Genomic DNA, 15,475 nt, shown 5'->3' with positions numbered 1-15,475 from the left:
CATGATCGCCTATCTCGGCCGCCGGCTGATCCAGTCGCTGCTCATCCTGCTTGGCGTCTCGCTGATCACTTTTGCGCTGCTCTACCTCTTGCCGGCCGACCCGGTGCGGCAGATTGCCGGCCGCAGTGCCACGCCGCAGACGGTGGAAAACATCCGCCAGCAACTCGGCCTCGACCAGCCTTTCGTGGTCCAGTATTGGCACTACCTGACGAAGCTCGTCAGCGGCGATCTTGGCCGCTCCTACATACAGCGCTCGGAGGTTACCGAGCTCATCGTCTCGCGGCTGCCGGCCAGCCTGCTTTTGATGGTAGGCGCCATCCTGTGCGAACTGCTGATCGGGCTCTCCATGGGCCTGATCGCCGCCGTCAAGCGCGGCACCGCCACCGACCAGACCCTGATGGTGGCCTCCTTCGTTGGCGTCTCGGCGCCGCAATTCGTCGTCGGCTTATTGCTGCTCTACGTCTTTGCCGTGCGGCTGAGCTGGTTTCCGATCGGCGGCTACGGCACATGGCGCCATCTGGTGCTGCCGTCGCTGACGATGGGCGTACTCGGCGCCGGCTGGTATGCGCGCATGATGCGCTCGTCGATGATCGACGTGCTGCGCCAGGATTATGTCCGCACGGCGCGGGCCAAGGGCCTGGCGCGCAGCGCCATCATATTCCGCCATGCCTTGCCCAACGCCATCCTGCCGGTCATCGCCATGATCGGCATCGACATCGGCATCTTCATGGGCGGCATCGTCGTCGTCGAAAGCGTGTTCGGCTGGCCCGGCATCGGTCAGTTGGCGTGGCAGGCGATCCAGCGCGTCGACATTCCGATCATCATGGGCGTCACGCTGGTGTCGGCCTTCGCCATCGTGCTTGGCAATCTGCTCGCCGACATCATCGCGCCGTTCATCGATCCCCGCATCAAGCTCAGATGAAAATGAAACAGAGAAAGGGAACACAACAATGAAAAAGTTTCTCGCATCCACAGTCGCGGCATCGGCCTTGGCCCTCATGCTCGGCATGACAAGCGTCCGCGCCGAAGACACGGTCGATCCCAACGCCAAGCAAGGCGGCGCCATCACCATCACCTACAAGGACGATGTTGCGACCCTCGATCCGGCGATCGGCTATGACTGGCAGAACTGGTCGATGATCAAGAGCCTGTTCGATGGGCTGATGGATTACGAGCCGGGCACCACCAATTTGAAGCCCGACCTCGCCGAAAGCTACGAGATTTCGCCCGACGGCCAGACCTTTACCTTCAAGCTGCGCCATGGCGTGAAATTCCACAATGGCCGCGAGATGACGGCCGACGACGTGAAATATTCGCTCGACCGCGTCACCAATCCGAAGACGCAGAGCCCCGGCGCCGGCTTCTTCGGCTCGATCAAGGGCTATGACGATGTCGCCGCCGGCAAGGCCGAAGGCCTTTCCGGCGTCACCGTCGTCGATCCCTACACGGTGAAGTTCGAGCTGACCCGGCCCGACGCCACCTTCCTGCATGTCATGGCCATCAATTTCGCCCATGTCGTGCCGAAGGAAGAGGTCGAGAAATATGGCGCCGATTTCGGCAAGCATCCGGTCGGCACCGGCGCCTTCAAGCTCGCCGAGTGGACGCTGGGCCAGCGCATCGTCTTCGAACGCAATGCGGATTACTGGCACAAGGGCCTGCCGCATCTTGACAAGATCACCTTCGAGATCGGCCAGGAGCCGATCGTGGCGCTGCTGCGCCTGCAGAAGGGCGAGATCGACGTGCCCGGCGACGGCATTCCGCCGGCCAAGTTCCAGGAGGTGATGGCCGATCCCGAGCAGAAGGCGCGTGTCGTCGAAGGCGGTCAGCTGCACACCGGCTACGTCACCATGAACACCACCATGGCGCCGTTCGACAATGTGAAGGTGCGTCAGGCCGTCAACATGGCGCTCAACAAGGCGCGCATCATCCAGATCATCAACGGCCGCGCCGTGCCGGCCAACCAGCCGCTGCCGCCGTCGATGCCGGGCTACGACAAGGAATACAAAGGTTATCCCTATGACGTAGCCAAGGCCAAGGCGCTGCTGGCCGAGGCCGGTCATCCCGATGGTTTCGACACGCAGCTGTTCGCCATGAACACCGATCCCAACCCGCGCATTGCCCAGGCGATCCAGCAGGACCTGGCGGCCATCGGCATCAAGGCCAGCATCCAGTCGCTGGCGCAGGCCAATGTCATCGCCGCCGGCGGTGACAAGGCCGGCGCGCCGATGATCTGGTCGGGCGGCATGGCCTGGATCGCCGACTTCCCCGATCCGTCGAATTTCTACGGCCCGATCCTCGGCTGCGCCGGCGCGGTGCCGGGCGGCTGGAACTGGTCGTGGTACTGCAATAAGGACCTCGACGCCAAGGCGGCCGAGGCGGATTCTGTGGTCGACCCGGCAAAGGCCGGCGAACGCGACAAGATGTGGAGCGCCATCTACGACAAGGTGATGGAAGACGCGCCCTGGGCGCCGGTCTTCAACGAACAGCGCTTCACCATGAAATCCGCCCGAATGGGCGGGGCCGACAACCTCTATGTCGACCCGGTCCATATCCCGATCAACTATGACAATGTGTACGTAAAAGATGTGCAATAGCTGCGACTACACCATCCATGGGCGCCATCACCATTTCGGCTGGGACAATTCCTTTGTCCCGGCCGAGCGGGTGGCGCCCGGCGCGACCATCGAGTTCCAGTGCCTCGATGCCGCCGGCGGCCAGCTGAACGCCGACAGCACGGTCGCCGAAATCGTCAAGCTCGACTTCGCCGGGGTCAACCCGGTGACCGGGCCGATCTTCGTCGAGGGCGCCGAGCCGGGTGACGCGCTCAAGGTGACGATCGAGATGTTCAAACCGTCCGGCTTCGGTTGGACGGCGAACATTCCCGGTTTCGGCCTGCTCGCCGATGACTTCACGGAACCGGCGCTGAACATCTGGAAATACGATGCAGCCGCGCTCGAACCGGCGCTGTTCGGGAAAAACGCGCGCGTGCCACTGAAGCCGTTCGCCGGCACCATCGGCAATGCGCCGGCTGAGATGGGGCTTCACTCGGTGGTGCCGCCACGGCGGGTCGGCGGCAATCTCGACATCCGCGACCTCGCCGCAGGCACCACGCTCTATCTGCCTGTGGAGGTAGCCGGGGCGCTGTTTTCGGTCGGCGATACGCACGCCGCACAGGGCGATGGCGAGGTGTGCGGCACGGCGATCGAAAGCCCGATGGACGTCGTGCTCAAGCTCGACCTGGTCAAGGACGCCAGGCTGAAGACGCCGCGCTTCACCACGTCGGGCCCGGTGACGCGCCATCTCGACGCCAAGGGTTACGAGGTGACGACGGGGATTGGGCCGGATCTGATGGCGGGCGCGAAGGAGGCGGTGGCGCAGATGGTCGATCTGCTCGCTGGGCGTTACCAGATCGATCCGGTCGAGGCCTATATGCTGGCCTCGGTGTGTGGTGATCTGCGCATCAGCGAGATCGTCGACATGCCGAACTGGGTGGTGTCGTTCTATTTTCCGCGTTGCGTGTTCGAATGATGTCAGGTCGGCGCTGCACCCCCACCCCGCTGCTTCGCAGCGACCCTCCCCACAAGGGGGAGGGTAAAGCGCTACCGCCCTACCTCCCCCTTGTGGGGAGGTCGGACCGGAGGTCCGGGTGGGGGTCAGCGCCAAGGTTTGTGCGAATGGTGCGACGGAACCAATCCGTCGCAGGGCTCCACCCACAATGACCCTCGCCGACACCTCCATCCTCTCCATCGCCAACCTCTCCGTCAGCGTGCGCGGCGAGGACGGCGAGCGCGATGTCGTCTCCAACCTGTCGCTGACGCTGGCGCGCGGCGAGACGCTCTGCATTGCCGGCGAATCCGGCTCCGGCAAGTCGATGACCGCGCTGGCGATCATGCAGCTTTTGCCGCAGCCGGCGGCGCGCATATCGTCAGGCATGATCCGTCTTCGGGATGGGAATCGGGGCGACACCGACCTAGCAACCCTCGACGAACGCCAGATGCGGCGCATTCGCGGCGACCGCATCGCCATGATTTTCCAGGAACCGATGACCTCGCTCAATCCGGTGCTGTCGATCGGCCGGCAACTGACCGAATCCATCGAAGCGCATACCAGCCTGTCGGCGGCGCAAGCCCGCCAGCGCGCCGTCGAGTCGTTGAAGGCGGTGCGCATTTCGGAGGCCGAAAGCCGGCTAAAGCAGTTTCCGCACGAACTCTCCGGCGGCATGCGCCAGCGGGTGATGATCGCCATGGCGCTGGCGCTCGAGCCCGACGTGCTGATCGCCGATGAGCCGACGACGGCGCTCGACGTCACCGTGCAAGGCGAAGTGCTGGAGCTGTTGCGCGACCTGCAGCGCCAGCATGGCACCAGCGTCATCCTGATCACCCACGATATGGGCGTGGTTGCCGAAATGGCCGACCGGGTCATCGTCATGCGCGACGGCCGCATGGTCGAAGAAGGCACGACATCGGACATCTTTGCCCGGCCGCAGGCCGACTATACGCGCGAACTGCTGGCTGCCGTGCCGCGCATCGGCAGTGGTGTCGGTCGACAGAAATCCAGGAATGCGATTGACGTCTTGAAACCGGCCAATGTCGCCGAGGTCAACGACCTGCATGTCCGCTTCGATCTGCGTGGCGGCATCTTTGGCCAGGTCACCCGCCGCGTCCACGCCGTCGAGGGCGTCAGCTTCTCGATCGCGCCCAACGAAACGCTCGCTCTGGTCGGCGAATCCGGCTGCGGCAAGTCGACCACCGCCAAGGCGCTGGCCGGACTGGCGCCGTATAGCGGCGACATCGTCATTGGCGGGCGCAATCTCTCCGGTCTTGGCCGCGACGAACGCAAGGCGGTGCGCCGTGACGTCCAGATGATTTTCCAGGATCCCTTCGCCTCGCTCGATCCGCGCATGCGCGTCGGCGACCTCGTCGCCGAGCCGCTGGTGATCCATGGCATCGCCTCGAAGGACGAGCGCCGGGAACGGGTGGCGGCGCTGTTCGAGCGCGTCGGCCTGTCGGCCGATCAGTTGGAACTCTATCCGCATGAATTCTCCGGCGGCCAGCGCCAGCGCGTCTGCATTGCACGGGCGCTGGCGCTCCGACCAAAACTGATCATCGCCGATGAAAGCGTCTCGGCCCTCGACGTTTCGGTGCAGGCGCGCGTGCTCGATCTCCTGAAGGAATTGCAGCGCGAATTCGGCGTCGCCTATCTCTTCATCTCGCACGACATGGCGGTGGTCGAGAACATTTCCGACCGCGTTGCCGTCATGTATCTCGGCCAGATCGTCGAGATGGGCACGCGCGACCAGGTGTTTTCCAACCCGCGCCATCCCTACACCAGGCGGCTGATCGACGCCGTGCCGGTGCCCGATCCGGCGCAGCGCAGAACGCGCTTCGCGCGCCTCGACCAGGAAATCCCGAGCGCCACCCGCAGGGTCGGGGAGGCGCCGCTGAAGCTGGCGCTGAACGATGTCGGAGGCGGCCATCTGGTTGCTGCGGAAAGCTGAGCCCGCACTGGTTGGCAGCTGTTCTTTTACTTTGTTGAGTACAACCAAGAACTGCCGTCTCGGGTTTACCGCGTCTTAGGTGGACGGCGGCCACTATACGGTCGGCGTTCTTGCCACGGGGAAAAATAGTGCTCAAGGCGGTTCTGCAGCTGCTGCCGGGTCGGTTCATGGATGTGCGCATGCGCGTATCCGCCGACTACGAGACGCGTGTCGTGGAGCGGCCCGGGCGCTGGATGAAGGCGGCCGAGCTGGAGCAGTTGAGCAGCGATCTGCGGCTGGTGGCGTCGAAGACGCTGAAGTCCGGCAGCCTGACCTATGGCGTGTTTTCCGGCGACCGCACCCGGCTGGAGCATTCCATCATCACCATTGTCTATCGCCGCAGCGACGGGCGACCGATCGCCTTCAACGCGCTGGCGCTGATGGAGATCTCGCTGGCCGGCAAGCCCTATGAAGTCTTGCACCTCGGTCTGGTCATGATCGATCCGGACGAGCGCAGCCGCGGGCTGAGCTGGATCCTTTACGGCCTGACCTGCTTCCTGATGTTCCTGCGCAACCAGCTGCGGCCGATCTGGATTTCCAACGTCACCCAAGTGCCGGCCGTCGTCGGCATGGTCGCCGAGGCCTTCAGCAACGTGTTTCCGGGGCCGCATGCAGGCGCGCGGCGCTCGCTCACCCATGTGCTTTTGGCGCGGCAGATCATGGCACGCCATCGCCATGTCTTCGGTGGCGGGCCGGAAGCCGGTTTCGATGAAGAGCGTTTTGTCATCACCAATGCCTATACCGGCGGCTCGGACGATCTGAAGAAAACCTTCGATGAGGCGGCCAAGCACCGCGAGGAGACCTTTAACGAGTTCTGCCGCAAGGAACTCGACTACGGGCGCGGCGACGATGTGCTGCAGATAGGCCAGATGAGTTTCCAGTCCGCGCGCACCTATCTCGCCGACACCGTTCCGCGCGGCTCACTTGCCGCCCTTGCGGTAGCAGGTGCGGCGGCCACGCTGCAGCGGCTGGTTTTGCCGGTGGTTCACTGGGCCGATAGCACCCGCCAATGGAATGTGCTGAGACCATGGACACGCTGATGGCTTCATTCGTGGCGTCTCGGTTTATCCGCAAGCTGATGGCAGCCGGCCGATGATGAACCTCGACGGCACGCTCGTCGCCGACACCATCACCTCGCTAGCGGCGCTGGTTGGCCTGCTTGTCGTGATATCGATCATAGGCGGGCGCGACACGGGCGATCCGCTGTCGCGGCGCTTTCTATTCGGCCTCAAGGTGCTGGCAGTGCTGCTTGCCTGCCGCATCCTCGACTGGACCACGGGTCTTGCCTTTTTCCGGTTCGTCACCATCACGGCGGCGGGTCTGCTGCCGCTGGCCGCACTGCTGCTGACCGAAGGCCTGCTGCGCCGGCACGCGCCGTTCGCTCTCAAATCGTTCGCCGCCGGCGGTGCCCTGCTGTTCTTCCTTCTGGCGCCGATCCCGGCACGTTTCGCTGAACCATGGCGAATGGCGGTACTACTTGCCTTCCAGTTCGGAGGTTTTCTCGCCATCGGCTGGCTGGTGATGACGCGCGATCGCGACAGCCTGTCGGCGGCCGAAAACCGCACGGTCGAGCGCATGGCGCTGTCGCTGCTGTTGATCATTCCGTTCATGGTCACCGACTACCGGCCCGGCCTGTTCGAAGTGCCGGTTCGGCTTGGCGGCATCGCCATCCTGTTCCTGTGTTGGCTGACGATCGGCCTTGGACGCGCGAGCCTCGGCCATCGCGACACGATCGGCGCCTTTACCGTGATTACGCTGAGCTCGGTTTTCGCCGGGCTGGCGCTGGGCGGCATCGACGATCTCGGCTGGCGCGGCAGTGTGCAGGGCGTGGTGATCGTGCTGTCGGCGACGCTGCTGGCAGTCATCTACAATGACAGCGTCAGCCTCACCGCGGAGAAGCGCCGCGACTCGTTGCTGAAGCATATGGCCGAGGGCGACCTCACCGATTCGGCGCGCTTCCTGCGCGGCCTGCAGAGCCATATTCTTGTCGACGGTGCGCTGATCCTACCGGCAGCCGACCTCGGTGATTTCGACCTGAAGGTGCTGGCCCGTGCACTAGAGCAGGAGCCCGTGCGCTCGCTCGCCGATACGCAGCCGGGGGCGCCAGTCGACCAGGATATACGCGAGCAGCTGGCCTGGCTGTTCGAGAAATTTGAGGCGACCCATGTGCTGCTTGCGACGCTCGAGCCGTTGACCGTGGTGGCGCTCAACATGCCGGCGCTGGCATCGTCGCCGGGCGTGGAAATGGAGCTGCGGGCAGTCCAGCGCATGGCGATGCTGATCTCGCAGCGGCATGCGAAGGGTTGATCATACTGAACGGGCCGGCTCTTGCGTCGGCCCGTTGCCGTAGCCGGGTCAGGCGGCCTTGGTCTTCAAGGCCTCTTCGTCGCGCACCATTTTTGTCACGGCGGCGAAGTCGAGCTTGCCGGAGCCAAGGACCGGTACCTTTGAGACCACCCGCACTTCGGCCGGGACCATCAGGTCCATGGCGCCGTTGGCCTTGGCGTAGCCGAGGAATTCCGCTCGTGTGGCGCCGGATGCCTCAGTGATGAGGATCAGCTTTTCGCCCTTGCGCGCGTCGGGCACCGTGGCGACCGCCGACAGCGAGCCCTTCCACAATTCGCCGGCCAGCGCTTCGACAGCGGCGAGCGAGATCATCTCGCCGCCGATCTTGGCGAAGCGCTTGGCGCGGCCGCGAATGGTGATGAAGCCGCCTTCGTCGATAGCGACGACGTCGCCCGTATCATGCCAGCCGTCCTCCAGCGGTTCGAGCACGCCGGGCTTCTCGGCCCGGAGATAACCGGCCATGACATTGGGGCCGCGCACGAACAGCCGGCCGCCTTCGTCGATGCCGGGGACCGGATCGAGGCGATATTCCATGCCGGGCATGATCTTGCCGACGGTTCCAGAGCGATTGTACATCGGCGTGTTGATGGAGATCACCGGCGCCGTCTCGGTGACGCCATAGCCCTCGAGTATGCGGACGCCGAACTTCTCCATATAGGTCATGCGCGTCGCTGTCTTGACCGGCTCCGCGCCGGCAAAACAATAGCGTATCGAGCGGAAGTCGTAGGGGTGCGCGGTGCGGGCATAGCCGGAGAGGAAGGTGTCGGTGCCGAAGATGATCGTCGCGTTCGAGCCGTAGATCAGTTCCGGCACGAGGCGGTAGTGCAGCGGCGAGGGGTAGAAATAGACCGGCACGCCGGAGATCAACGGCAGCACCGTGCCCGCGGTCATGCCGAAGGAGTGGAAGATCGGCAGCACGTTGAACACCTTGTCGCCCGAATGGAAGTCGATACGCGACGCCGCCTGGGCGGCGTTGGCCAGGATGTTGCGGTGGGTCAGAACGACGCCCTTCGGCGTGCCTTCCGAACCCGAGGTGAACAAGATCACCGCCGCATCGCCGGGCTTGCGTTTCGCGCGCGGCGTCGACTTGCGCAGCAAGCCGAGCAGCTTATCCTTGAGACTGATGGTCTTTCTGAGATCGTCGAGCCACACGATGTCGACCGAGCGACCGAGTTCCTCGACTACAGCGCCGAGCTTTGCCTGTTCGACGAACGCGCGGGACGTCAGCACGGTGCGGACTTCGGCGGCCTTGCAGGCGGACAGAATATTGGCAGCACCTGCGGTGAAGTTCATCATCGCCGGAACCTTGCCGGCGGACATGACGCCGAGCAGCGTCGCGCAAGAGCCGTTGGCGTTGGGCAGCATGATGCCCAGCGTCTGCTGGTCGGCATAAAGGTTCTGGAACTTCTCACCAAGCACGGCGGCAGCCGTGAGCAGCTTGCTGTAGCTGAGAGAACCGGTGACCGGATCCTGAACTGCGAGCTGTTTCATGCCGCGTTCGTTCGCCGTCTCGATGATCTTTTCCAGTACGGTCTTGTCTATGTCCTGGGTGCGGAAAACGAGATCCGACATCACCTGGTAGAGCGCGGAACCCGCCGCGGCGCGGCGCTTGCGGCCCTTCAGCTCCTGCGGCACCTCGAGCTTGACCGGCTCCAGAATGGTCACCTTGACCTTCGGGAACAGGCGGCGGCGCACATGCTGCGAGCTCAGCCGCGAGAAGTAGGTCTTCTCCAGCCCGTCGATGCGCACCGGCACAACCATCGAGCCGGTCTTGTCGGCAACCATGGCGGCGCCGTCATAGACCTTCATCAGGCCGCCGGTCACCGTGATGCGTCCCTCCGGGAAGATCACCAGCGGGTCGCCGCCCTGCACGATCTTGATCAGCGTGCGGGTCGACATCGGCTTGGCCGGGTTGAGCGGCAAAGCGCGGGCAAGTTTCATGAACGGCTTCATCCACCAGGCCTGGGCAATGGTGTAGTCGATGGCAAAGACCGGCTCCTCATCGGTCAGCGTCAAGGCGAGCGGACCGTCGAGGAAGCTGACATGGTTGAGCGCCAGGATCGGCGCCTTGCCGGCCGCCTTGAGGTTTTCCATGCCCTCGACTTCGAGGCGCAGGAAAGCGCGGAACAGGATGGAGACGAAGTCACGGAAGGGGTTCGTCGGCAAATATTTCAGCATCAGCCAGGCGGCAATCGCATTGGCCGCGACGAGGCCGAACAGGATGCCGCCGGTCGAGACCTTCGTCTGGATCAGGGCCATGATGATGCCGCCGCCAGTCATGAAGCCGGCATTGACGATACTGACGGCGGCGACGACCCGGGCGCGCCGCGCTTCGGGCGACCAGGCCTGCACGGCGGCGAAGGTCGGCACCACCAGGAAAGCGGCTGCAATGGCCATCCCGGCGAGGTCGATGGCGACGCGGATCGTGTTTGGGCCGGCGAAGAATGCGCCAAGGGTTTCCGCCTGGGGCGACGGCGTCATGCCGGAGATGGTCCAGGCGAGATGCAGGCCGAACAGCGCGAGCAGCGCCGTGCCGACCGGTGCCGGCAACAGCACGATGCGGCCCTGCGACATCCAGGCGGCGATGGCCGAACCGATGGCGATCGAGACGGCGAACACGGCGAGGTAGACGGTGACGGCCATTTCGTTGCCGCCGAGCGAATCCTTGATCAGGACCGGCAGGAGCGAGAGCACGATGGCGCCGATCAGCCAGAACCACGACGTCATCAGGCCGGCGCGCCAGATGCGCGTGTCGGTGCGCAATTCGGTGACCTGGCGCCAGGTCGAGCGGAAGATGTTCTTGTCGATGACAAGGTCGGGCGCCGCCGGACCGGTGGACGGGATGTAGCGGCTGACGAGCCAGCAACCGACGGCGAGCGCCATCATGATCGGTCCGAACACCGCGACGCCGATGCCATCGGCGGAAACGACGCCGCCGGCTATGGTGCCGCCGAGAATCGCGGCAAACGTAGCTGACTCGATCCAGGCGTTGGCCTTGGGCAGTTCCTTGCGTTCGAGGTGATCGGGCAGGATGCCGTATTTGATCGGTCCGAACAGCGCCGAGATGATGCCGAACATCAACAGCGCCGTCATCAGCACGGGAATGGACGACAGGGCGATGCCGACGACGGAGACACCCGCCGCGGCGATCTCGGCGAATTTCAGACGCTTGGCTATGAGCGCCTTGTCGAAGCGGTCGGCGATCTCGCCGCCGAGCGCCGACAGGAGCAGGAAGGGGGCCATGAAGACGGCGCCCGCCAAGGTGACCAGTGATGCCGCCTGGTCCGCCGCCAGCGTGAACAGAATAAGGAACACCAGCGTGTTCTTGAGGAAATTATCGTTGAAGGCGGACAGGAACTGCGTCCAGAACAAGGGCGCAAAGCGCCTGGAGGTCATCAGATGAGCTGTCGGTCGGTTGATCGGGGCGATTTCCATGGCGGCGACTTCCATTGGGCAAGACCGATTAAAATCCTGGCTGGATTGATCAGCGGTCTTGCGCGTTGAGCCTTGTTTAGCGGGAACCCGGTTACACTTCGTTACTGCGGCTGACTTCCATCAGCAACTTCTCGGTCTTGGCGTCTTCCAGCCGGTTGATGAAGCGGCTTGCCTCTTCCGAGTCGCGCAGCGTCTTGGTGATGGTGATCGAGGTGTGCACGAGCATGATGGCGGCCATGGCATAAAACCCCTTGGCGGCGAAGCTCGCCTCCATGAAGTAGATGCCGCCGGCCATCATCGTGGCGGCAACGGCGAAACTGGCCATGGTGAAGGTCTTCCAGGCGCTTGAGTCCTTGGGGGAATAGGTGTTCGGGGTCATCGATATGGTCCTTTCGTTTCAAGGTTAGGTTGGTTGGGCGTGGGTCTGTTTCAGGCTGGATACAATCAGGCTGGATACAATCAGACTGGATAACAATCAGGCCGGGTACGATCAGGCCGGCTTGGTCATGGTCTTCGTGAGCCGTTCGAGCACGGCGTCGGCGCTGCTTCTCAGCGGCGCACCGCAGCCGGCGGCCGCAAGCTTCTCTGAGACCGCGGCAGGATCGCCCGACTGTTCCATCTCGGTCATGGCGGCCGCGGTGGCGTCGATCTGCTTTTGCCTGGTGCGCAGGCGCAGCAGCGTCTCCTCTGCGTCCTTGAGTGCCGACAGGCTGGAGCCGGGCGCGCTTTCTCGCAGGCGCTGGGTCGAGTCGACTGCGGCAACGATGCGCTGGCCGCGCTGCAATTCGCGCAGGCGCATTTCGGAGACGCGGATGATCCGCTTGAGACGCTCGATCTCGGTGCCGAAGCTTTTCTGCGCCTCGGCGGAGGCGTCGCGTTCGGCTTCCAGCATGGCGATGGTTTCGGCGGCTTCGCGGGCCAGTTCATTCTGTCCCTGCTCGATCGCGGCGATCGTGCGCTTCTCCAAATCGTCGATGCGGAGGACAAGCTTCTTGAACTGCGCGACTTCCTGTTCGTTCTGGGCGATGGCAATTGCAACCGCCCGGCGGGCGGCCGCGATAGCGTCGGCGCAATCGCGGATCTGCTGGCGCAGGATTATCAGCGCGTTGCGGTCGACGACCGCCTCGGCGGCTTCGTAGCTTCGGCCGCGAACGAGAGCAAAAAACTGTTTCAACATTTCCGTTTCTCCTCTATGAACGTTGTTCATGAGGCAAAGTAGCACATTGTGAACGGCGTTCAAGGAGAAAATGAACGGTGTTCATGATTGCGCATAAGAGAAGGTTAATGACCGCAAAACGGGACGCCAAACGCGAGGACCTCAAAGGCAGGCTGATCGAGGCCGCGCAAGCGCGCATCCAGTCCTCGGGGCTCGCCGGTCTGCGTGCGCGCGACATCACGGCCGATGCCGGCTGCGCGCTGGGCGCGCTCTACACCGCCTTCGCCGACCTGGACGAGCTCATCCTGCACGTCAATTCGATCACACTGGCCAGGCTGGGGGCGGCCCTGCAGCAAGAGGCGACCGGCGTCGCCGAGCCTAGGGCAAGGCTGAAGGCGCTGGCCAAGGCCTATCTCGGCTTCGCCCGCGACAACCGCATGGCGTGGAAGGCGCTGTTCGAGCACCGTATGGCGCCAGGCGTGGCGGTGCCCGAATGGCATCTGGCCGAACATGCGGTGCTGATCCAGCATCTGGTCGAGCCGCTGGCGGCGCTGCTCCCGGCGGCGGCAACGCCGGAGCTTTTGGCCCGCGCGCGCACGCTGTTCTCCGCCGTGCATGGGATCGTCGCCATCTCGCTCGAAGACCGTTTCATCGGCCTGGCGCCGACTGATCTCGAAGGTGAGCTGCTGGGTTTCGTCGACACGCTGGTGAGCGGGCTGGAGACGGAAAGGGAATGAACTGCTGCGATCGGCTCTTGCCTCACGGCACTCTGCCCTTATGAAGATCGTGGCGGGGACTGGCCGGTTGATCCAGGCCGGCTGAGACTGTTGGGGGATACCCGGTGACAATCGATCAGGACCGCCGGTTTCGGCCCGAAATACAGGGGTTGCGCGGACTGGCCGTCGCTCTTGTCGTGGTCTATCACATATGGCCGGCTGTGCTGCCTGGCGGATATGTCGGCGTCGACGTCTTTTTCGTCATCTCTGGCTATCTGATCACCGGCCTGCTGGCACAGATGGCGCTGCGCGACGGTCGCGTCTCACTGATCGAATTCTACTCGCGACGGGTGCGACGGTTGTTGCCGGCAGCAACCCTGGTGCTGCTGGTCGCATTGCTGGGCACGCTGCTTTTCATCTCAAAGGCGCGCTGGGAGGAAATAGGCAACCAGATCGTGGCGAGCGCTCTTTATGTCGAGAACTGGCGGCTGGCCTCGATTGCGGTCAGCTATCTCGAGGCCGACACCTTGCCGAGCCCGGTGCAACATTACTGGTCGCTTTCCATCGAAGAGCAGTTCTACATCGTCTGGCCGGTGCTCATGATCGGCGTGATCTGGCTGGCGCGCCGCCGTGACCTTCCGCTGAGGGCCTGCCTGATCGGGGCGATGTCGCTCATTTTCGCGGCATCGCTTGTCGCCTCTGTCGTTTTGACGGCAACGTGTCCGGCCCAGGCCTATTTCGTCAGCCATACCCGCCTGTGGGAATTGGCGTTGGGTGGTCTGCTGGTGCTGACCGAACACCGGTTTCGACTGGCGGCACTCACTAGACAGTGGCTGGCGATTGCCGGCATCCTGGGTATCGTTTCGTCCGCCTTGCTGTTTTCCGCTGCAACTCCATTTCCCGGTGTCAGTGCGTTGTTGCCGACCTTGGCCACCGTGCTTGTCATCCTGGCTGGCGAGGTTGAAGTCGGCCGGTTTCGTGGGCTCGATTCCTTGCTACTTCGTTTCATCGGCGATCGCTCCTACTCGGTCTATCTATGGCATTGGCCGCTGATCACCATCTTCCAGGCGCAGGGTCATTCGCTGACCCTTGCCGGCGGTTTCGGCCTGATTGCGGCGACCCTGCTTCTATCGGATCTGTCCTATCGATATGTTGAGCAGCGCTACCGGCAAGCTCGGGGCGGCGCCTGGTGGAAGCCGCTGGGATACGGCACCGCGGCGGTTCTCACATGCGTGGCCGCATCCGGCAGCCTGCTGCTCTTTCTGAAGACCGAACGCATCGACACCGCGCTGATCGGCACGCCTTCCTACCCTGGGCCCGCCGCTCTCGTCTCCGGCGCCGTGGTCCCGGACGGTGTGAACCTTCTGCCGCCGCTGGCCCGGCTGAGGCGGGACGTGCCGGTCGTGTATGCAAGGAAGTGCCACCAGGAGGAAAGCTCGGAGCCCAAACGATGCTCTCTAGGCGATCCCACGGGTGCGAAAACAATGGTTCTGGTGGGAGATTCTCATGCAGCCCAGTGGGTGCCGGCACTGGACAAGATCTCAAAGGACCGCAACTTCAAACTGGTTACCTTTACAAAATCCGCCTGCCCATTCACCCGCGTGGCCATCACGGCGGATGGCAAACCCAACGTCATATGCGCGCAGTGGCACGAAAAGGTGCTGGCCGAGATCCTAAAGCTGAAACCGGATCTGATCTTCACCAGCCAGTCCAATTACGGAGCGGTTCAGCAAGACGTGATGATCGAGGGGCTGCGAAGTCTCTGGGGCGGGCTGACGGACGCCGGCTCGCAAATCGTTGCCATCCGCAACACGCCCTATATGAAATTCGACCCGGGCGATTGCCTGAGTTCGACGCCAACGAAATGCGTCACCAAACTGAGCGATATAGAGCGGAGCAACGTGTTGGCGCTGGCCGCGGAGGGACAGAAAAATGTGCGCGCTATCGATATGGTCGATGCCATTTGCGGACCGCAACTATGCCCGGCAGTTGTCGGCAACATCATCGTTTGGCGGGACAGTCATCATCTGACCGCCAGCTACTCGCTTGCCCTGGCACCCTATCTCGCAGCGAAGGCGGGGCTTTGACGAGACGTCTCGGAAGTTAGATGTGTCGACAGGCAGGAAAAATCCGCTGGTGGAGCTGAGGAGGATCGAACTCCTGACCTCGTCATTGCGAACGACGCGCTCTCCCAGCTGAGCTACAGCCCCGTCCAGCGGATGGCGCATTTATCGAAGGCGGCGGTTTCCTGTCAAGGCGGGGTTTTGCCGAAATCCCTTGTGCCCG

The 15,475-nt window shown here is 63.5% G+C and carries 11 protein-coding genes and 1 tRNA gene; 8 read left to right on the top strand and 4 right to left on the bottom strand.

Features of this window, described 5'->3' with window-relative positions; genetic code table 11:
- Position 1 precedes the first annotated feature (1 nt).
- From NLY37_RS21725 to NLY37_RS21700, 6 genes are all read left to right on the top strand, one after another.
- The gene (locus tag NLY37_RS21725) at positions 2-922 is read left to right on the top strand and encodes an ABC transporter permease (RefSeq protein ID WP_023742169.1); all 921 of its coding nucleotides are present in this window, start codon (positions 2-4) and stop codon (positions 920-922) included.
- A gap of 76 nt (positions 923-998) precedes the next feature.
- The gene (locus NLY37_RS21720; protein WP_444849001.1) at positions 999-2,594 is read left to right on the top strand and encodes an ABC transporter substrate-binding protein; all 1,596 of its coding nucleotides are present in this window, start codon (positions 999-1,001) and stop codon (positions 2,592-2,594) included.
- Positions 2,584-3,528, top strand: coding sequence for an acetamidase/formamidase family protein (locus NLY37_RS21715; RefSeq protein ID WP_023742170.1), 945 nt, complete (start codon positions 2,584-2,586; stop codon positions 3,526-3,528). The genes NLY37_RS21720 and NLY37_RS21715 overlap by 11 nt, the downstream gene beginning before the upstream one ends.
- Before the next feature lie 187 nt (positions 3,529-3,715).
- Entirely contained in the window at positions 3,716-5,497 is a 1,782-nt protein-coding gene (locus NLY37_RS21710; RefSeq protein WP_023742171.1) for an ABC transporter ATP-binding protein, read from the top strand.
- Between the two features lie 128 nt (positions 5,498-5,625).
- Positions 5,626-6,576, top strand: coding sequence for a hypothetical protein (locus NLY37_RS21705; RefSeq protein ID WP_031246270.1), 951 nt, complete (start codon positions 5,626-5,628; stop codon positions 6,574-6,576).
- A 52-nt stretch (positions 6,577-6,628) separates the two neighbouring features.
- Positions 6,629-7,843 carry a hypothetical protein gene (locus tag NLY37_RS21700; RefSeq protein ID WP_023742173.1) on the top strand — a complete coding sequence of 405 codons (1,215 nt, stop codon included), beginning with the start codon at positions 6,629-6,631 and terminating at the stop codon, positions 7,841-7,843.
- Positions 7,844-7,891: 48 nt separating this feature from the next.
- Here NLY37_RS21700 and NLY37_RS21695 read toward each other — a convergent pair whose 3' ends face one another.
- From NLY37_RS21695 to NLY37_RS21685, 3 genes are all read right to left on the bottom strand, one after another.
- Positions 7,892-11,317: an acyl-[ACP]--phospholipid O-acyltransferase gene (locus NLY37_RS21695; RefSeq protein WP_023742174.1), complete on the bottom strand. Its 3,426-nt coding sequence runs from the start codon at positions 11,315-11,317 to the stop codon at positions 7,892-7,894.
- A 91-nt stretch (positions 11,318-11,408) separates the two neighbouring features.
- On the bottom strand, positions 11,409-11,696 hold the full coding sequence (locus tag NLY37_RS21690; protein WP_023668598.1) for a YiaA/YiaB family inner membrane protein: 288 nt from the start codon (positions 11,694-11,696) through the stop codon (positions 11,409-11,411).
- A 111-nt stretch (positions 11,697-11,807) separates the two neighbouring features.
- Positions 11,808-12,494, bottom strand: a complete 687-nt coding sequence (locus NLY37_RS21685) for a PspA/IM30 family protein (protein WP_023742175.1) — start codon at positions 12,492-12,494, stop codon at positions 11,808-11,810.
- A gap of 107 nt (positions 12,495-12,601) precedes the next feature.
- Between NLY37_RS21685 and NLY37_RS21680 the strand changes: the two genes are divergently transcribed.
- Both NLY37_RS21680 and NLY37_RS21675 read left to right on the top strand, forming a co-directional pair.
- Positions 12,602-13,210 (top strand): TetR/AcrR family transcriptional regulator, encoded by a 609-nt coding sequence (locus NLY37_RS21680; RefSeq protein ID WP_023742176.1) that lies wholly within the window; start codon positions 12,602-12,604, stop codon positions 13,208-13,210.
- A gap of 104 nt (positions 13,211-13,314) precedes the next feature.
- Positions 13,315-15,276 carry an acyltransferase family protein gene (locus NLY37_RS21675; protein ID WP_084558987.1) on the top strand — a complete coding sequence of 654 codons (1,962 nt, stop codon included), beginning with the start codon at positions 13,315-13,317 and terminating at the stop codon, positions 15,274-15,276.
- Between the two features lie 47 nt (positions 15,277-15,323).
- Here NLY37_RS21675 and NLY37_RS21670 read toward each other — a convergent pair.
- Positions 15,324-15,399 (bottom strand) — tRNA-Ala (locus tag NLY37_RS21670).
- Positions 15,400-15,475 lie beyond the last annotated feature (76 nt).

Origin of the sequence: Mesorhizobium sp. C395A, assembly GCF_030323205.1 — a bacterium.
Taxonomy (GTDB): Bacteria; Pseudomonadota; Alphaproteobacteria; order Rhizobiales; family Rhizobiaceae; genus Mesorhizobium.
This window is presented reverse-complemented; position numbering and strand designations above follow the sequence as displayed.